Source organism: Psychrobacillus sp. FSL K6-2365 (genome assembly GCF_038003165.1).
Classification (GTDB): domain Bacteria; phylum Bacillota; class Bacilli; order Bacillales_A; family Planococcaceae; genus Psychrobacillus; species Psychrobacillus psychrodurans.
In genome coordinates, this window is the sequence record NZ_JBBOOO010000001.1 from 1,049,698 (window position 1) to 1,069,317 (window position 19,620).

The window sequence follows — 19,620 nt, forward strand, 5'->3', positions numbered from 1 at the left end:
ATTTGAATAATAACATTATTTGAAAAGAGGAGTGTTCTAAATGGCTATAGATGTATATCTTACTTTTAACGGGAATTGTCGAGAGGCTGCAGAGTTTTATGCAGAAGTATTTAAGACAGAAAAACCAGAAATTATGACATTTGGGGAATCACCACAAAACCCTGATTATGTACTGCCTGAAGAAGCAAAAGATTTAGTTCTACACACTCGCTTAAATATTAATGGTAGCAATATAATGTTCTCTGATACATTTCCAGGATCACCTTTTATGGAAGGAAATAATATCAGTTTGGCTTTTGTTAGTAAAGAAGAAGATATGGTTAGATCTGCATTTAACGCACTAAAAGAGGGCGGTAGAGTAAGCATGGAGCTCCAAGAAACATTTTGGAGTAAATGTTATGGATCCCTAAGAGACAAATTCGGCATCGAATGGCAATTTAGTCACGAAACTGATCAAATGCCACAATAATAATTTAAAAGGCCATGCAACGTTAGTATATGTTGCATGGCCATTTTTTGAAAAAAGTGAAAACTGCTGCTACAAGCATCCTGTAATGTCCAAAACTAACCGTGAACAATATTAACAGAGTATGTCTTTAAAAGGCTCCATTCTTTCTAAATATCTCATTTTCGTTTTCTAAATAATTCAAAATATAATGATAAACCGATACTGTTTACAGTATACTTACATATAAACATACTAGAAAAATAATAGAAGGAAGAGATAATACGATGAGTATACGAATAAACCCTCGAGCGCAATCCTTGAAAATCCCTGGAACCCGACAATTCTCCAATCAATTAGTTCATTATCCAGATGCGATTAATTTGACGATTGGTCAACCAGATTTCCCAACACCACTATCTGTAAAAGAAGCAGGTATTCGAGCGATTGAACAAAATCTAACTGGATATTCGCATAATGCAGGACTTCTGGAGTTAAGAAATGCTGTGAACTCTTTTTTCTCTGATAAATATGGATTCTCGTATGATATCCAAAATGAAATAGTTATTACAAACGGTGCTAGCGAAGCGATAGATGCAGTATTTCGAACAATATTAGAAGAAGGGGACGAGGTTATCCTACCGGCTCCTACTTATTCTGGGTATGTGCCTGTTATTGAACTTTGCGGAGCCAAGGTAGTGTATTTAGATACGACCGACACTAATTTTCAGCCTTCTGCTGAAAGACTTGCGAACTTAATTACGGATAAAACAAAGGCAATGTTTTTCAATAACCCTTCTAATCCAACTGGGGTTGTTCTAACAAAAGAGACGATGGATGGATTAGTTGATGTTATAAAAGAGAAAAATATATTTGTGCTTACTGATGAAATATATAGCGAAAACACTTTCTCTGGAAAGCATCATTCTTTTGCAAGCTATATGGAAATACGCGATAAATTATTTTATATCCATGGGGTATCCAAGTCACATTCGATGACTGGTTGGCGAATTGGCTTCTTGATGGGTCCAGCAAGTGTGATGGAGCATGTAGTAAAGGTACATGCGTTTAACACCATTTGTGCTTCACTACCTGCTCAACATGCGGCAATTGAGGCATTAACAAATGCAAAGGATACACCGACTGAAATGAACTTTGAATATGTAAAAAGACGTGACTTTGTCTATAGCCGTTTAACGGATATGGGGGTAACTGTTGAAAAGCCAAATGGAGCCTTTTATATTTTCCCTGAGATAAAAAAGTATGGATTGAATTCATTTGATTTTGCTACTAAGCTATTACAGGAGGGCGGAGTCGCGGTCGTTCCCGGAAGTGCATTTACAACATATGGAGAAGGCTATATACGTATATCATATGCCTACAGCATGACTGTGCTAGAGGAAGGATTAAATAGACTAGAAAAATTCCTCTTTTCATTAAATAAATAATAATTTCTAAGACACTAGACGTTGTTTAGTGTCTTTTTAATGCACTTTAAGTTTATGTTAACGTACGTATACTCAGGGGAGTGGGACCACGTAAATTAAGAAAGGTTATACCGACTTGTATATGGTTTACGGGAATAAAAAAGGGAGACTGGGACAGAAGTAGAAATTTTATTGGATAAGGAGAAACCTTTACTAAATAATGGAAATTTAATGAAATTGATTGAAATGGAGGGGCGACTCCTACGGGAATAGCGTGACGCCTGAGACTACAGGCTCAGGCCACGCCCGTGGAAAGCGTCCTTGGAATTTTGGGTACAGCAAAAAAACAACATTTTTCTCACAGAGAAAAATGCTGTTTTGGGGTTCTGTCCCCGCCTCTTTTGAAGTCACTGAATATGGATAATTATCCCGTTTCGCAAGTAAACGCCAACTGACCGCAAGTATTTTAATCGTGTGCGCAAGTATATATATCACGTTCGCAAGTAACCAAAGCACGACCGCAAGTATCGATCTATCAAACGCAAGTAATCAACCAAATCAACTTCCTGCTATTCAATCTCTAAATGTTTCTTCAAAATCATCGTCACTTCATTCAATTCTTCTTCTTCAGGCACGTAATACCAAATATTATTCATTCGCTTGCCACTTCCACTATCCAGCGAAATAGACTCAACATTTGTCAGTGCCTCCTTATAGCCTTTTTGTATATCCATCATTTGATCGAAGGTCATATTGGTACGGATGTTTTCCGCTAATGTGGCCAACAAATTCTTATAGTGGAGCAGACTGCTAAAAGAAGCTCCTTCCTTTAAAACGGCCAGAAGAACTTGCTTTTGACGAGCTTGTCTGCCAAAGTCACCTAGCGGATCATTCATTCGCATACGTACATAGTTAAGTGCTTTATCCCCATCTAAATGAATCGGACCTTTTTCAAATAAATAACCGTTTTCTTCAAAAGCGGATGTGTTCTCGACTGTCACACCGCCAACGCTATCAACAATTTCTAAAAAACTTTCCATATTAACTTGTACTACATAATCAATCGGAATATCTAGTAAACTTTCGACAGAATGTAGAGCCATATCTATCCCGCCAAATGCATACGCGTGATTTAATTTATCCATTTTGTCTAATCCAATGATCTCCGTATATGTATCTCTAGGAATACTCAATACTTTTATAGAAGCAAGGGAGGGATTAACGGTGAGTACGATAATTGTGTCTGAACGACCGACATCGGCCTCTCGTTCATCTACACCGAGTAATAATACCGAGATTGGTTCTTTTTCTACGAGCTCCACCTCCGTTTCTCGAAGGATAGAAACTTTTCGGATTTCGGGTTCGTGGATAGTCTCGAGTGTCGTAGATACATTTTTATAAATACTAGTAGCGTAGACTGTTCCGCCTATAAGTAATGAACTAATAATAGTAATCCAAATTATTTTCTTCGACATTCATGGTCCTCATTTCTTTTAACTACAAAGGCTTTTGGTAAATATATGAATACACGATCCAGATTATTAATCTAAACTTCTTCTAGTATGTATAGAATTTGATTTTATTAAACGAATAAAAAAATCCTATTTTATTATGGGATATGACAATAGAAACGCTCAATAACAGCAATTCTCTCTATTTATGTCGAAATTAAGAATAAAATATCTGAATCTATTAAATTTTCTATATATTTTTCGTAATATTCTTATTATAATGAGGCTAAAGGGGTGTCACTAATGAGATCTGTTAGAAACAAATTAGTTCTATTAGCTATAGTTGTAATTTTTTTACCGTTATTAGCTGTAGGAATTATCAATTACAATGTGTCTAAAAATGAGTTAGAAAATATCGGTAAACTTGGGATGCAAAATGGTACATATGCAATTCTTGATTTGATAGAAGAACTCAATAAAGAATACGAAAGTGGTTACATAACATTAGAAGAGGCACAACAAAGAGCAGCCTCTAAAATTCTAGGTAACTTAAATGAAGATGGAACACGAAACATAGAAAATCCGGCAAAGTATGGAGAAAACTTCTACTTTTACGTAGTGGATGAAAGTGGAGTATTACTAGTGCATCCGAGCTTAGAAGGGGAAAGTTTATATGACAATCAAACAGACGATGGTAGATATTTTATAAGAGAAGTAATTGAAGTCGCTAAAGATGGTGGAGGCTATGTTTCTTATGATTGGCCACTTCCTAATAACCCAGAAAAAATAGAACCAAAAATTACATATAGTATGGAAGATCCAAACTGGGGCTGGGTTATTGCTGCGGGTACTTATGAAATGGATTTCAATGAGGGAGCTATGGCAGTACTTAATACATCCGTGATTGCAATTGTATGTGCATTGCTTATAGGAATTGCACTATTTTGGTTTTTTGCGGGTAAAATGACCTCATATATTAAGAGGATTATGATTCTCACATCAGAAATAGCAAAAGGAAAGCTAAGTGGGAGTTTGATACCAATAGAGACAAAGGATGAACTAGGAAAACTAGCGCAGAATGTGAATGAAATGAAAAATAGTTTAGAGGAAATGGTTAGTCAAACACGACTATCCTCCGATCAAATGAAAAATTCATCTGAAATGTTAAGTGCAATAACAGAGGAAACAACTGCATCTGCTGATGAAGTAAACTTGGCGATTACTGAAATTTCTAAAGGAGCGGTTATTCAAGCAGAGGAAGCTGAGGTGGCAATCGATAAAGTAAGTAGCTTATCTTCCGTCATTGAAAAAACAAATAAGCAATATACAGTCGTACTAGATGATGTTGCACATATGAATAAGCTCCAGGATGATGGACTATCAAGTGTTCAATACTTAGCAACTAATACAGATAATTTCCAAAGAGTTATTAGCATTCTACAAGAAGATTTTATGCAGCTCACAACTAGAATGAGTGAAATTTCTCAAATAGTTCATACGATTACAGATATATCAGCTCAAACTAATTTATTGGCACTTAATGCAAGTATCGAAGCGGCAAGAGCGGGAGAACATGGGAAAGGCTTTGCGGTAGTTGCCGAAGAAGTTCGTAAACTTTCAGAAGGAACGCAAACTGCCACTAATAGTGTAAAACAATTATTAAACGAAATTGAAGTAGATACAAAATCTGCTCAGAAGCAAATGGACGAAACGCTTATGATTTCCAATGAACAAATGAAGTCGGTTGATGACACAAAGCAATCATTCGTAGATTTATCTCAGTCTATTCAACAAGTAAAAAATAATCTAAATAGCTTGAATGAAGATATGGAAGAAATGGTCATTAGTAATGAAGTAGTTGTACAATCAATTACAAATATTTCTATAGTAGCAGGAGAATCAGCTGCATCTACAGAGGAAGTAAACGCTTCTATCGATGAACAAAACATTGCTATCCAATCAATTATGAAGTCGGCATTAGAACTTCACGAAGAAGCTGAGAAAATGCATGAGCTAGTTGCTAGATTTAAGTAAGAAATCGAAATGCGTAACAAAAAGGAGAATTTAAATAAGGCTAACATTACGGAGATGAAATTTACTCTGTCGTGTTAGCCTTTAGTATTGAAGGAGGTCCATGACGTTCTATGGACCTCTATATAAATTCAATAACCTATATTTAATCTTCTATTTTTGTAGCATTAAGCTGTAAGAAATACCGGATTATATCTCGGAAGAAAGCCTGTAACATTTCATTGAATGTGTGAAGAGCATCAAATGCATATAGTCTATACGGGTCTTCCTGACCATACCCACGGATATTAATACCTTCTCTTAAATGATGCAGATTATCTAAGTGTGTTATCCAAGATCTGTCTAATGCTTCTAAGTATATGGACTGTATATTCTCCCATATGTCTTCTTCAAGGGAAACGGTACTCGCAATATCCATAGCTTGGCTATACACCTTTTTCAATGATGAATCTAATTCGATTTTACTTTCCTTGTCGGTAGAATCCATGATGTTTTCCGTATCAGCAGTTAATGTTGATAGAATCTTAATCTCATCAATAATTTCATTCCACATGGCTGCATGTTCGCTATTATCCAAATTAATTTCATTAAGTTCTTGGATAAGATTTTCCTTGCGTTCATGCATAGCATCGATTATTAGTGATTGCATATTTTCAACATATAACGCTTTCTCTCGATAATTATACATAACTGATTGCTGATCATTATTAATATCATCTAGTTTCAATAAGTGAGAGCGACTAGAGAAATGAGTGCCTTCAATAACTTTTTGCACATTATAAACAAATTTAGAAGGGTTTGGAGCAAGTATCAAACCAGTTTGATCGGTTTTTACTTTATTTTTATATTTCTCAAATTCGTCTTCGTCATAATAGTAGAAAAGTTCATCTTCCAAAGAAATGATAAATTGTGTGCTGCCAGGATCTCCTTGGCGACCTCCACGGCCACGTAACTGCATATCAATACGAGCACTGCTATGTAGCTCAGTGCCTATAATATGAAGTCCCCCTAATTCGGGTACTCCTTCACCAAGAATAATGTCAGTCCCACGACCAGCCATGTTAGTGGCAAGCATAATTTTATGCAACTGCCCTGCATTAGAAATGATTTCTGCTTCATCTTCTTCTGTTTTGGCATTCAATATAGAATGTTTTAAATCCAACTCTTTTAGAGCAATAGATAGCTTTTCAGATTGTTGAATAGAAGTAGTTCCGATTAATACTGGACGACCAATATCATGGTATTTCTTTGTTTCTTCTATAATTTTTTTTATTTTATCATCACTTGTTAAATAGACAAGTGTCTCCAAATCTTTTCGCTGATTTGGTTTGTTTGTAGGAATTTCTGTAACGCGTAAATAGTATGTTTCCCAAAATTCATCTTTAGAAGGAACAGCACTTCCTGTCATTCCGGAAACATGTTTGTATAAACGGAAGTAATGCTGAATCATTACCGATGCTTGCGTGTTATTTTCTTCTTTTAATGAAACTTTTTCTTTCGCCTCGATCGCCTGATGTAGTCCATCACTAAATGTCCTACCTTCCATTACACGTCCTGTATAAGGGTCTACAATCATAATTTTATCGTCTTTTACGATATAATCTACGTCTTTTCGCATTACTACTTTAGCACGAAGACTTTGCATAGCGATATGCATAAATTCCCGATGTTCACTGTCATATACATTGTCAATTCCGAACGCTTCTTCTAAACGGTCAGCACCCTCGTCTAATAAAACGATTTGCTTGGTTTCTGGATAATAATCATATTCCACTTTATCCTCAAAGGACTCAATTACCATATGCATAATTGGGAATAAGTTTAGGCTAGCATTTGATTTCCCAGCAATGATCAAAGGAGTTCTTGCTTCATCTATCAATATGCTATCCACTTCATCGATTAGTGCATAAAATAGTGGACGTTGAACTAACTGATCAGAACCTTGAATCATATGATCACGCAAGTAATCAAACCCGAATTCGGTACCCGTTCCATATGTAATATCACAATTATATGCTTCTTGTTTTTCATCGGTTTCCAATCCGGAAATATTCAATCCGACAGTCAAACCTAAAAATTCAAACAAGGGTTTCATTTGTTGGAAGTCTCTTGTTGCCAAATATTCGTTTGCTGTAATAATATGTGTTCCTTTTCCGTGTGCGCCAAACACATATGCAGGCAACGTCACTACTAACGTTTTACCTTCCCCAGTCTGCATTTGAGCAATTTGTGACTGAGTAAGTACGGCTCCACCCATTAACTGAGAATCATAATGACGTAAGCCAAGAACTCGTTTGGACGCCTCTCGAACGACAGCAAAAGCTTCAATGATTAATTCTTCTGGAGAAATTCCGTTATTTAATTGGTCACGGAAAATTTCTGTATATGCTTGGAGCTCCTTATCAGTTTTAAGTGAAAACGATTCTTCTAAGGCATTTATTTTAGAAACAATTTTATTCAGCTGCTTTAATTCAATTGTTTCACCAGATATCATCTTTTTAATAGAATGTAACATAATATTCATTCTCCCTACTTTTAAATTCCAAACTCCATTATATCATGAATTGTATAAGCGAGCAGTTGTAAGATAATGTACTAATATTTCAATTATATTACAACAATAAGTTTTAAATGTTACCAATAGATGTTAATGTTAGAATAGTAGGGAGAGGGGTTATAAAATGAGAAAGATTTACACATCTATGATTTGCTTTATGTTAGTTGCACCAATTAGTTCGACAGTTTATGCAGAGGAATCACAAGCCACGGAAGACCAAATAGAGAATGTTGAAGAGGTCATTGAAGTAGATGGTGATTCTGAGGAATGGTTGGAAGATACTATTGAAGTTGAACAACCACAAGAAGATGTGGTATTAGAAGGCTATGAGAATTTGGGTTCCATGATTTACAAGTCATCAGCTGTATCTTCTAAAATTGCAGCAAATGAAAAGGGAGAGTATTTCATTTATTACATCATGCATGGTTCTCCCGCAGCTTTAGTTGTTGTCAATTATGAAACAAAAAAAATCTTACATACGTTTACTCTTGAAGACTCAAAAAGTGCATGGGGACTTGATGTAGATGAAAATGGGAAGTTATGGGTTGGTGGTTCTGTATCTAGCACTCTATATAGCTATGATCCAAACACAGAAGAATTTGAAAAACACGGTGCTATTTTTTCAAACAAAAGCGATACGTCAATCCAAGATTTAATCGTTTCTGGGAAGAAAGTATATGCTGGTTCTGCGTACGGAGGAAGTCTAGTTGCCTTTGATACAGAAACAGAAGAAATAGAAGAGTTTGGTCAAATTCGTAAAAGAAGAGAATTTGTAAAAGCAATTGTAGCAGATGAAGAGAAAGATGAAATTTATGTTTCGATTGGTTCTCCAATGGACTTATTAGTGAAAAAACCTAATACGAAAAATTTCACTTCATTCTTACCATCAAAATATATGTCTGAAAAATATGCACAGGATTTAGTTCTAACGGAAGACTATATCGTTGCAAGATTACATCCGTCGAATCTAGCGGTAGTATTTGACCGTAAAACATTAAAAATTGTCGATGAGTTTGAATTGAAGTCTAAAACAGTTTCAACTATTTCGCCGAATGAAGAAGCGCTATATTATACAAAAGCGCAACAGCTAATAAAATATGATTTTGAAACAAAAGAGCATACAGAATTAGGTGTATATTTGCCGAAAGGTACGGAAGCTATTAATTTAGACTTTATTTTAAAAGAATCTCCAATGGTTGATGAAGAGAATGGTAAAGAAGGAATCACTGAAGGTGGAGATGATTCTAAGGGGGAAGCAACTCCAACTGACCCATCGGTAGAAGATGTTATTGCTCCACAAGTGAAAAATGAATTAGTAAAAGATGTTCAAATTGTTGAGACTCTTCCAGTTATTGTAGAACCAATCGATGAAGAGGTTAAGGAAGAAGTTCCAAATGACGAAGATTTAATAGTAGAAGAGCCAATTGAAGAACCAAAAGAATTTGTTCTTTCTGGTATGGTTGATAATTTAGGTCAGATTTTTGAATATAATCCTCAAACAGGTGAAATGACTTATCACCAATTTGAATTACCAGAACAACCTGTGGAATTGTACACACTTGCTTCTAGCTCAGATGGTACTAAAATTTTCGCTAATGGATATATGTCTGGTGGACTCGGAGTTTATGATGTACAAACAGGTAACAAAGAATTGTACCGTAACATTAGTCAAATTGAATCGATGTTTGATATCAATAACAAACTATATATTGGGGCATATCCACTTGCAAGACTCCTAGTTTATGATCGTGAACAAGAATGGGCTACTGGGAATCCAAAAGAAGTTATTCGTATGAACCAATATGGACAAGAACGTACAACTGCTGTTGCACCTTATAATAAAGGTAAAGAAATCGTTTTTGGTACTTTACCAGATACTAGTGTTGGTGGCGGTGCTTTAGCATTCTACGATACTGAAACAGAAAAAATGGAAATCTACGAGAATTATATTTATAACCAAAGTATCGTTTCTTTAGTTAGTAGAGGAACGCAAATATTTGGTGGTACTTCTATCCATGCAAATCAACAAGTAAATCCAAGGGGAGCAAGATTATTCTATTTTAATAGAAGTACCCCGGAGGACAAAAAGTATATCCATCTACCATTTAGTGCAAGTATGATTACTAGTCTAATAGTAGATAAAGATAATAAAGTATGGGGTATGGCGGATGGAAAGTTATTTGTCTATACAGATGAATGGACTGATATTAAAACGGTTGAGTTATTACCATTAATATCTGGTAGATTCCGTAATGCTCAAATTATTGAAAATGTAGACGGCTATATCTATGGAAGTGTAGAAGGAAAACTATTTAAAGTTACAAAAGATACATTAGAAGTAGAGTGGTTGAAAGATAAAGGTGTTTACGGCCTAGAAAAAGACTTAAATGGTAATTTATATTTCTACGATGGAAGTAATTTATGGAGATATACAATTGAGCAAAATCGTGCGATAAAACAAACTGAGCAGTAAGAGAAACTCAACGAAGCGAAGGAGAATGTAACTTAATGAAACAAAAATTGCTATACCTTTTTATTATTTTTGCTGTAGCCATGGGCGGATTATTCCAAACAGAACGTGTAGAAGCACAAACAACTAAAGTTTATTGGGATGGAATTTTAATGGTTCCAGGACAAGCAGGTAAAATTAAAGTTGTAAAACCAATTAACCTTTGGAAACGCACTTCAGATGGTTTGGTATTTCAAAGAATATTAAAACCTGGCGAACAATATCGTGTTTACCGTTATGATAATTTATACGGTGGACAATACGGTCTTGGTGGTGGTATGTACATTACTAAAATGGCTGGTTATGTAGAATACAAAACACCATCAAAAGCAAAATTAAAAGAACTAGCAAATGCACAAGGTACATCACCGGCACCAGGGAATACAGCTTCTAATCTATTTCCTGTGGAAAAGACACCTTCTTTGACAATAGGTAAGGTTTCTAGCCAATCTGTTACTCAGATAGCACCTGGCGTACGTAAAAAGTTCTTTGATATCGATTCCTCAAATGGTTCACAGAAACTATTCATGCTGGAATATGATGGAGTTACGTCTAATATTGAGCTGAAAACAGAACTAGCAAAAGATCAAATTAAAGGATTTGAAACTACTTCATCACAAGCAAATAGTGTGGTACAAAATGATTCCTATCATGTTGTAGGTGGAGTAAATGGAGATTATTTCGATAAGTATGGTCAACCGATTGATTTAATGATGATGGACGGTTCTATCGTGTCAACGCCTCAAACTGCGTTGAGTGATTTAGCTGTTTTAGGGATTAAGTCAAATGGTAAAGCAATTATCGGTGCTCCAAAGGTTGCGATGAATGTAACGGTAAATGGTGGACAATCATACGCTATCAATTCAGTTAATAGATCAAGAGCCGCAAATCACCTAGTAATCTACACAAAAGACTTTTCAGCAACTACTGGAACTAATGAGTTAGGGACTGAAGTTAGAGTAAAAGTAGAATCTGGTAAATTAAATGGATCTGAAAAATTAGTAGGTACAGTAACAGAGAATGTTACAAACGTTGGAAATGCAAAACTAAATAGCGGTGAAATTATACTATCTGGTCACCATTTTGCTAGTCAGTTTTTAGAAAAAGTACAAGTGGGTGACAAAATAGAAATTACGACTGCATTTACTCCAGCTGAATGGAATGATGTTCGTGAATCCGTAAGTGGACGTTATCATTTAGTGAAAAATGGTACACTACAAACGATTAAAGTTGCAGGTGTCGCACCACGTACTGCTGTTGGTATTAAAAAAGACGGTAGTATTTTCACGATTGTAGTAGATGGTCGTAGTACTGCAAGTAAAGGTTTATCTCTTCAAAATACTGCTAAACTCATGAAAGATTTAGGTGCACAATATGCAATGACATTTGATGGTGGTGGATCATCTACTCTAGTTGCTAGAGAGCTAGGTGCCAATAAAGTATCAGTAGCCAATAAGCCTTCAGATGGTGGAGAACGCTCTGTATCTAATACACTACTATTTATAAGTAAATATAAGACAAGTGCACTTGCAACAATAGCACCTGCGTCCGATGTTTTAAACCTTTTCCAAGGAGCAACTTATACTAATCTTTCTGTACCTGTAAAAGGTATTGATCAGTATATGAATCCTGTGGCAGTATCTGGTAATGGTACAGTAACGTCTTCTATTATAAAAAGTTCAAACGGTAAACAAACAGTTACTGCTGGGCCAGGAACATACGCAGGAGTTGTGACTTATGATGGAAAAACAACAAATATCAATATTAAAGTTACAAATACATTGGATAGTATAAAAACAAGTGTAAACTCTTTACAGGTAGCTAAAGCAAAAACAGCACAACTTACAGCGAGTGGAATGAATAATGGACAAGCAGTAATTACTGCACCTGCTGCATTCAAGTGGACGACTACTATTGGAACAATAAGCAATGGTAAATTTACTGCTCCAAACAAAGATGGTATTGGAACGATTACTGTAACATACGGTTCTAAGTCTACAACTATTCCAGTAGTTGTAGGAGATGTGGCACCAACTATTTTAGAATCTTTCAATAAAGGTATCTCCAACTATGAAGCTTCAGGTGATCGAGTGAAAACTGTTTCTGTGCAATCAGTAACGAATGATCGCGATGGATCAAAAGCTCTTAAACTAGCTTATGATTTTACAGGTACTACTGGAACATCAGGCGCATATGTTGATGCAAAAACAAGTTTAACAATCAGCACACCAGCTAAGAAAATAGGTATGTGGGTAAAAGGAGATGGCAAAGGCCATTGGTTACGCTCTCAAATAACTGATGCCTCTGGGAAAACAGTTCAATTAGACTTTAGTAAAAATGTGAACTGGACAGATTGGCAATTTGTTTCTACAGAAGTACCAGCTGGACTAACATATCCATTGAAGATGGCATTACCTGTTCGTTATATGGAAACAGAAAATGCTAACAAAACGAATGGTGAAATCATAATAGATGACATTCAATCTATTTATAAAGATTAAAAGTAAGGAAATAGTATTAGAAGTTGCGAACTACATTGATGTGTGATAACGTAATTTGTATGGATTTTTGCTAATTGTGGAGGGAAGTACATGGATTCGGAAGAAAAAGAAACTAAGAATTTTAACGCATCGGTAGAAGCTAATGTTCAAAAGATAATAGGGTATTATAAGCGTCAAGCGTGGGCGTTAAAGGTATTTGATAAAATAGAACAAGATAACATTGTCGAAGATGGTAAAAATGTAATACTAGCTTCTTCTGTCATTCAATCTAATAATGATCTGTTCTTCCCAGCTTTTATTCGTATTAATACGGAAGAAAACGGTAAAGTTGTAGGAGCATATTTGATTCTTGAAGAAGAGGAAAGTTTTCAATTACTTCCCTTGGAAAGAGCGTTAGAAGAGTTTAAGTTGGATGAGTTAATACCATTCAAATATAGAACTCTAGAAAAAATTGATGGAGATCAGTATCAAGTTAATTGGCCTGAATTCTCTTAAGAAATAGTTGAAATGTGAGTTCTATATAACTATTCTTTTCGTTAAAGGAGTGTGACTACTGTCGCACTCCTTTGTTTTTTAGTAGATAATCTATGATGTAAATCCTGTGAGTTTTGCAGGATTTTTTTGTTCTAAGAAAGTATTAAATTATATACTTCAACTCGGATATCCAAGTATTTTGAACAATCAGGTCTATACATTTCAGGTGGATGCCTTCTAAGGATGACGTCACGATTTCCAAGTTTTTGTCGATTTCATAATGAAGTAATTAGATCAAAACCGCAATACGTATGCACATAACACCTCTAGTTTATGTTTCTTAGAAAATGAATTACTTATTAACACTGGTTCCAAGGATGTGCGACTTCCAAGCCGCAAGAATGCGAAGAATGAGACTTCAAAAAGGGTGAAGGAGAGCTAGCGACAGGTCCTTAAAGGCCCATACGTAGCGTAAGGTCGTGCACATCCTTATAGGAATTACCTTAGGATTAATTTTATTATCTTGGTAACTGACTAGAAAATATAACTTGTTATAATAGAAGGGGTTTGTTATTAAAGAGGTCATTAGGGTGGGGATTATAAATTCCATAAACTAAGACTGATTTCCTATGTATTTATAAACGAAAAATCAGTCTTTTCTTTCTTTATACTAAATTTGGTTATAAGCGTATTTTTATAGTATAATCAGTAATTGAAGAAACTTTCATATAGCGTATACGTCTAAATGAATGTTGTACTTTAATTTTTGAAAATAATAAAACAAGGATGATATATTTGGATATAAAATTACTTCTTGCTTTTATCATATCTATGGCGACAGCAATAGCGGTAACCCCGCTTGTTATTAAACTAGCACATAAAATAGGAGCGGTTGATAAACCCTCTGAAAGAAAAGTACATCAAAATGTAATGCCTCGTTTGGGAGGTCTTGCTATTTTTATAGCAGTAATTGCTGGTTATTTTGTGGCAGGATTGTATGAAGCAAAAATTACAGGTATTATGGTCGGTGCATTGATCATAATCGTTTTGGGAATAATAGATGATAAATATGAGATATCAGCTAAAATTAAACTATTAGGTCAGATTTTGGCGGCTTGTGCAGTAATGGGTAGTGGATTAACGATTGATGTATTAAATATTCCGTTCATTGGTGTATTTGAACTTGGTATCTTCTCATACGTAGTTACATTGTTTTGGATATTAGCTATTACGAATGCCATCAATTTAATTGATGGATTGGATGGTTTGTCAGCAGGTATCTCTTCAATAGTGTTTGCAAGTATTGCTTTCCTAGCTTTCTCAGCAGATAAGATGTTAATTCTTACCCTTTCCCTAATATTATTGGGGAGTACACTTGGATTTTTGTTCCATAATTTCTACCCAGCAAAAATTTTCATGGGTGATACAGGATCAATGTTTTTAGGATATGCGATTTCGATACTTTCATTACTTGGTTTATACAAAAGTGTAACTTTATTTAGCTTTGTTGTACCAATTATGATTTTAGGTGTACCAATTTTCGATACATCATTCGCGATTATAAGAAGAGTAGTAAATAGGAAACCTATATCCGTTGCAGATAAGTCACATTTACATCACCGTTTATTAGCCCTAGGGTTAACGCACCGGGATACTGTTTTGGTGATATATGGTTTTGGTTTAATATTTAGTATAGCCGCAATTACATTTGAAACATTAACATTAAGATGGGCGATATTTATCTTATTGTTTATATTAATTGCGTTTGAAATTATTGCTGAAAAGATTGGACTCGTTAGTGAAGAATACAGACCTATTATTTCTGTATTCCAAAAGGTTGTTGGGTATAAGCGCGATTAATAATTGTGCTTTTCACATATTGCTTTAAAACTTATATTAGATTTTAATTCATGGATAGGTTGGTGTTGATAAAATGAAAGTACCTATGTTAGATTTATCGGAACAATATGCATCATTAAAAAGTGAAGTATTAGAAGCCTTAGATGGTGTTATGAGTAGCTCACAATTCATTCTTGGTAGTAATGTTAAAAAGCTTGAGGCTGACATTGCTGCGTATAGTCATGTTGCTCATGGTATTGGTTGTGGGAATGGTAGTGATGCAATTCATATAGCGTTACAAGCTGCGGGGGTTGGACCTGGAGATGAAGTTATTACAACTCCATTTACATTCTTTGCGACTGGTGGAGCGATTGCTAGAACTGGTGCAACACCGGTATATGCAGATATTGACCCAATTTCTTTTAACTTAGATCCTAATGAGATTGAAAAACATATTACAGATAAAACAAAAGCTATTATTCCAGTTCATTTATATGGACAAATGGCAGATATGGTAAGTATTCGTAAAATCGCGGACAAGCATAATCTATTTGTTGTAGAAGATGCTGCACAGGCAATTGGTGCTAAACAAGGTGAATTTACAGTTGGTGAACTTGGAGATGCAGCAACTTATAGCTTCTTCCCTACGAAAAACCTTGGTGCATATGGTGACGGAGGTATGGTCGTTACAAATAATGATGATATTGCAGAAAAAAGTCGTGTAATTCGTGTGCACGGAAGTAAACCGAAATATTACCACCATGTACTTGGTTACAACAGTCGCTTAGATGAATTGCAAGCAGCTGTATTAAATGTGAAATTTCCACATTTAGATACTTGGGGTGAGCAACGTAGAAAACATGCAGACTTCTACACAAATTTACTAAACGAAAAAGTAGCAGATCATGTAAAAACGCCTGTTATCGTTGAAGGATTCCATCACGTATTCCATCAATATACGATTCTGACTGAACGTCGTGATGAATTACAAGCCTTCTTAAATGAAAATGGAGTTTCTACAATGATTTATTACCCACTACCATTGCATATTCAACCAGTTTTTGAAAACCTAGGTTATAAAAAAGGTGATTTCCCTAAAGCTGAAAAAGCTGCAAATGAAGCACTTTCTTTACCAATGTTCCCAGAGTTAAAAGAAGAACAACAACAATATGTGGTAGAGAAAATCGCTGAGTTTTTTGCTAGTAAATAATGAATGGATAAAAGTAGAGGGAGACGTTATTTACGTTTCCCTCTAACTGCCTGTTAAAGAGATTTAAAGGAGAAGTGAAATGGCTGAAAATAGAACATATCGTTTGTACGATTCATTAGAATTTTTTTGGAAGAAAAAAGTATGGTTTATCATTATTCCTGTAATAGTAGCTTTGTTGGGATATCTTGGTTCGATGCTAATTCCTAATGGCGGAGATTATGTTGGGAAAAGCACTGTATTTACTGGATCAGTAAAATTAGAAGCTTTAACAAATCCTGAACATATCCAAACAAAATACGGGCAACACTTTACTGGAAAAACAGAAGTATTTGTACCGACAAGAAGTTATATCAAGTTAGAAACTTATGGGGAAAATGAAGAACAAGTCACAGAAGAATTGACTCAATTCAATGATCAATTACTAGAAGGACTAATGGTTCAATATGATAAGGTAATTCAAGGAACAGAGGCTTATGCAAAGGCTCAAGCAGAGCGAATTGCAACCTTGAAAACGGCTATTGAGTCTTATAAAGAAGTTATAACTGATACTGACAACGTAACGGTAATAAACAACTTTTCAACATTATTAAGCACTGCAGAGATGGACTTAACAAATGCATTGGCTACAGAGCAACGTGTTAGAAACGACATTATAACTTTTGAGAAGCCTGCACTTGCAACAACTACCTATGTAGCAAAAACAAAATCGTACGGTTTAGAAGGAGCAATCGCAGGATTCATTCTTGGGATATTAGCTGCTATCCTTATTTTATCTTTATGGAAATATATATTAGAAGCTAGAGGGAGTAAAAGAGTATGATTCAATTTGCAATTGTAGGTATGGGTTTCATCGCAGATAAACATATAGCTGCTATTCAAAATGCAGAAGGGGCTAACCTTTTTGCTATCTGTGATACAAATCCCGATAGATTAGTGTTAGATGATGAAAATGTATTAAAATATACAGATTTAGAAAAAATGTTGACTGAAAATCCACAAATTGATGTAGTGAATATTTGTGTTCCTTCTGGTTTACATGCAACTTTAACAAAGGTTGTAGCAAAGTATAACAAACATATAGTGACTGAAAAGCCAATGGCACTTAACTCGGCTGATGCAAAAGAAATGATGGAGATTGCAAAAGAAGCGGGAGTTAAACTTTCCATCGTACATCCGAATCGATACCGTCCAGCAATTATGGAAGTTCGTGAGTTAATGGATGCAGGTAAATTTGGAAAGCTGAGCCACGCTAATGCAACTGTCCGTTGGAATAGAGGGCAAGAGTATTACGACCAAGCTCCATGGAGAGGTACGAAACAATTCGATGGTGGAGTGCTAATGAATCAAGCCATACATAATCTAGACTTGTTATTATGGTTTATGGGCCCAGTTAAATCAGTTCAAGGTATGGTAGCAACACGTTTCCGCGACATCGAAACAGAGGATGTAGCTACTGCTTTAATTGAGTTTGAAAGCGGGGCTTTAGGAGTGGTGGAAGCTGCAACTACAGTGTACCCACAAAACCTGGAAGAATCCCTATCCATTTTCGGTGAATCTGCAAGCGTGAAAGTTAGCGGAAAAAATGCAGTGTTCATTGATACATGGGATGTAGAAGGTTATTCAGAAGATGAAGTAAAAGCATTGAAAACGAAAATACAAAATGATCCTTGGGGCAAAAAAGGACATGACTGTATTATTGAAGATATGGTTGCAGCTATCAATGAAGATCGTGAACCAGAAGTTGGCGGAATTGATGGTTATAACCCTGTCCGTCTAATTGAGGCGATTATCGAATCATCAGAGACAGGAAAACGTATTATATTCAGTTAATTTAAAGGAGAGACATATATGTCAAATTACTATGAAGAATTATTAGCGAAAATCGAAAATCATACAGCAGTTATCGGTGTTGTAGGTTTAGGTTATGTGGGACTACCCCTTTCAGTAGAAAAAGCAAAAGCTGGATATACAGTTATCGGATTCGATGTACAAGAATCTAAAGTAGAACAAGTAAATCAAGGTATTAACTATATTGGTGACGTTGTAGATAACGACTTGAAAGAGATGGTAGACTCTGGTCATTTAACAGCTTCATCTGATTATGGTTCTATTAGTGCAGTGGATGCTGTTGCTATTTGTGTACCAACACCACTTGATATTTACCAACAACCAGATACTTCATATGTGGAGAGTTCGGTAAATGAAATTGCTAAATATGCGAAAAAAGGAACATTAGTTGTTTTAGAGTCAACAACTTACCCAGGTACTACAGAAGAAATTATTCGTACTGCTTTAGAAGACCAAGGATTTACTGTAGGTGAAGACATCTTTATCGCTTATTCGCCAGAACGTATAGATCCAGGTAATAAAGACTTTAATACAAAAAATACACCAAAAGTAGTTGGTGGTATTACAGAAAAATGTACCAATGTTGCAGCTGCACTATATAGTAGCGTATTAGAAGGTGATGTACACAAAGTTTCTAGCCCAGCTATCGCTGAAATGGAAAAAATCTTTGAAAATACATTCCGTCATATTAATATCGCTCTTGCGAACGAAATGGCTATCCTTTGTGAGAAAATGGGAATTGATGTTTGGGAAGTAATTGATGCAGCAAAAACGAAACCATATGGTTTTATGGCATTCTATCCAGGTCCTGGTCTAGGCGGACACTGCATTCCAATCGATCCATTCTATTTAACTTGGAAAGCTCGTGAGTATAACTACCACACTAGATTAATCGAACTTGCAGGAGAAATTAATAACTCTATGCCAGATTACGTTATTACACGTGCTATGCAAATCTTAAATGATGAAGGTAAAGCATTACGTAATGCTAAAGTTCTTCTTTTAGGGGTAGCTTACAAAAAAGATATCGATGATATGCGTGAATCTCCATCACTAAAATTAGTTGAGTTATTATTACATCATGGTGCTGATTTCAAAACAGTAGATCCACATGTCGAATCTTATCGTGTAAATGGTGAAGTTCTTCATACTTCAGAGTTAACTGATGAGATGCTTGATAATGCAGATATCGTTGTACTAGCTACTGACCATACTGGATTTGATTATGAAAACATTGCGAAGAGATCGAAAGTTATTTTTGATACACGTAATGCATTCAAAGGAATCGAAACTCCAAACCGTTACATTAAACTATAAGGGGGACATGA

The 19,620-nt window shown here is 35.4% G+C and carries 13 protein-coding genes; 11 read left to right on the forward strand and 2 right to left on the reverse strand.

All coding sequences use genetic code 11. The features are described from left to right. Nucleotides 1-40: 40 nt before the first annotated feature. Nucleotides 41-469: a VOC family protein gene (locus MKY29_RS05080; RefSeq protein ID WP_340879206.1), complete on the forward strand. Its 429-nt coding sequence runs from the start codon at nucleotides 41-43 to the stop codon at nucleotides 467-469. Between the two features lie 263 nt (nucleotides 470-732). Beyond that, on the forward strand, nucleotides 733-1,893 hold the full coding sequence (locus tag MKY29_RS05085; protein ID WP_093496610.1) for an aminotransferase class I/II-fold pyridoxal phosphate-dependent enzyme: 1,161 nt from the start codon (nucleotides 733-735) through the stop codon (nucleotides 1,891-1,893). Nucleotides 1,894-2,441: 548 nt separating this feature from the next. Here the strand turns inward: MKY29_RS05085 and MKY29_RS05090 are convergent. Continuing rightward, the gene (locus MKY29_RS05090; RefSeq protein ID WP_340879207.1) at nucleotides 2,442-3,347 is read right to left on the reverse strand and encodes an LCP family glycopolymer transferase; all 906 of its coding nucleotides are present in this window, start codon (nucleotides 3,345-3,347) and stop codon (nucleotides 2,442-2,444) included. Nucleotides 3,348-3,626: 279 nt separating this feature from the next. Between MKY29_RS05090 and MKY29_RS05095 the strand changes: the two genes are divergently transcribed. Next, entirely contained in the window at nucleotides 3,627-5,357 is a 1,731-nt protein-coding gene (locus tag MKY29_RS05095; protein WP_340879208.1) for a methyl-accepting chemotaxis protein, read from the forward strand. 142 nt (nucleotides 5,358-5,499) lie between these two features. Here MKY29_RS05095 and secA read toward each other — a convergent pair whose 3' ends face one another. After that, nucleotides 5,500-7,869, reverse strand: a complete 2,370-nt coding sequence (gene secA / locus MKY29_RS05100; RefSeq protein ID WP_340879209.1) for a preprotein translocase subunit SecA — start codon at nucleotides 7,867-7,869, stop codon at nucleotides 5,500-5,502. A gap of 166 nt (nucleotides 7,870-8,035) precedes the next feature. On the opposite strand from secA, the gene MKY29_RS05105 reads away from it, so the two are divergent. The 8 genes from MKY29_RS05105 to MKY29_RS05140 all read left to right on the forward strand — a co-directional run bounded on the left by MKY29_RS05105 (nucleotide 8,036) and on the right by MKY29_RS05140 (nucleotide 19,609). Continuing rightward, nucleotides 8,036-10,384 (forward strand): hypothetical protein, encoded by a 2,349-nt coding sequence (locus MKY29_RS05105; protein WP_340879210.1) that lies wholly within the window; start codon nucleotides 8,036-8,038, stop codon nucleotides 10,382-10,384. A 35-nt stretch (nucleotides 10,385-10,419) separates the two neighbouring features. Further along, entirely contained in the window at nucleotides 10,420-12,921 is a 2,502-nt protein-coding gene (locus MKY29_RS05110) for a phosphodiester glycosidase family protein (protein ID WP_340879211.1), read from the forward strand. A 90-nt stretch (nucleotides 12,922-13,011) separates the two neighbouring features. Further along, on the forward strand, nucleotides 13,012-13,416 hold the full coding sequence (locus MKY29_RS05115) for a hypothetical protein (RefSeq protein ID WP_340879212.1): 405 nt from the start codon (nucleotides 13,012-13,014) through the stop codon (nucleotides 13,414-13,416). A 774-nt stretch (nucleotides 13,417-14,190) separates the two neighbouring features. After that, nucleotides 14,191-15,255 (forward strand): glycosyltransferase family 4 protein, encoded by a 1,065-nt coding sequence (locus MKY29_RS05120; RefSeq protein ID WP_090563465.1) that lies wholly within the window; start codon nucleotides 14,191-14,193, stop codon nucleotides 15,253-15,255. Nucleotides 15,256-15,328: 73 nt separating this feature from the next. Then, a complete protein-coding gene (locus MKY29_RS05125; RefSeq protein ID WP_269920558.1) occupies nucleotides 15,329-16,444 on the forward strand; it encodes a DegT/DnrJ/EryC1/StrS family aminotransferase in 1,116 nt (371 codons plus the stop codon). A gap of 79 nt (nucleotides 16,445-16,523) precedes the next feature. Next, nucleotides 16,524-17,264 (forward strand): hypothetical protein, encoded by a 741-nt coding sequence (locus MKY29_RS05130; RefSeq protein ID WP_340879213.1) that lies wholly within the window; start codon nucleotides 16,524-16,526, stop codon nucleotides 17,262-17,264. Further along, a complete protein-coding gene (locus MKY29_RS05135) occupies nucleotides 17,261-18,274 on the forward strand; it encodes a Gfo/Idh/MocA family protein (protein ID WP_340879214.1) in 1,014 nt (337 codons plus the stop codon). Before MKY29_RS05130 ends, MKY29_RS05135 begins: the two co-directional genes overlap by 4 nt. 18 nt (nucleotides 18,275-18,292) lie before the next feature. Further along, nucleotides 18,293-19,609 carry a nucleotide sugar dehydrogenase gene (locus MKY29_RS05140; protein WP_093496601.1) on the forward strand — a complete coding sequence of 439 codons (1,317 nt, stop codon included), beginning with the start codon at nucleotides 18,293-18,295 and terminating at the stop codon, nucleotides 19,607-19,609. Nucleotides 19,610-19,620 lie beyond the last annotated feature (11 nt).

Bases quoted from the DNA above. Each gene is read 5' to 3' on its own strand.
- MKY29_RS05095 (WP_340879208.1), top strand. From the start codon at position 3,627: ATGAGATCTGTTAGAAACAAATTAGTTCTATTAGCTATAGTTGTAATT.
- MKY29_RS05080 (WP_340879206.1), top strand. From the start codon at position 41: ATGGCTATAGATGTATATCTTACTTTTAACGGGAATTGTCGAGAGGCT.
- MKY29_RS05140 (WP_093496601.1), top strand. From the start codon at position 18,293: ATGTCAAATTACTATGAAGAATTATTAGCGAAAATCGAAAATCATACA.
- MKY29_RS05125 (WP_269920558.1), top strand. From the start codon at position 15,329: ATGAAAGTACCTATGTTAGATTTATCGGAACAATATGCATCATTAAAA.
- MKY29_RS05110 (WP_340879211.1), top strand. From the start codon at position 10,420: ATGAAACAAAAATTGCTATACCTTTTTATTATTTTTGCTGTAGCCATG.
- secA (WP_340879209.1), bottom strand. From the start codon at position 7,869: ATGTTACATTCTATTAAAAAGATGATATCTGGTGAAACAATTGAATTA.
- MKY29_RS05105 (WP_340879210.1), top strand. From the start codon at position 8,036: ATGAGAAAGATTTACACATCTATGATTTGCTTTATGTTAGTTGCACCA.
- MKY29_RS05135 (WP_340879214.1), top strand. From the start codon at position 17,261: ATGATTCAATTTGCAATTGTAGGTATGGGTTTCATCGCAGATAAACAT.
- MKY29_RS05115 (WP_340879212.1), top strand. From the start codon at position 13,012: ATGGATTCGGAAGAAAAAGAAACTAAGAATTTTAACGCATCGGTAGAA.
- MKY29_RS05085 (WP_093496610.1), top strand. From the start codon at position 733: ATGAGTATACGAATAAACCCTCGAGCGCAATCCTTGAAAATCCCTGGA.
- MKY29_RS05090 (WP_340879207.1), bottom strand. From the start codon at position 3,347: ATGTCGAAGAAAATAATTTGGATTACTATTATTAGTTCATTACTTATA.
- MKY29_RS05130 (WP_340879213.1), top strand. From the start codon at position 16,524: ATGGCTGAAAATAGAACATATCGTTTGTACGATTCATTAGAATTTTTT.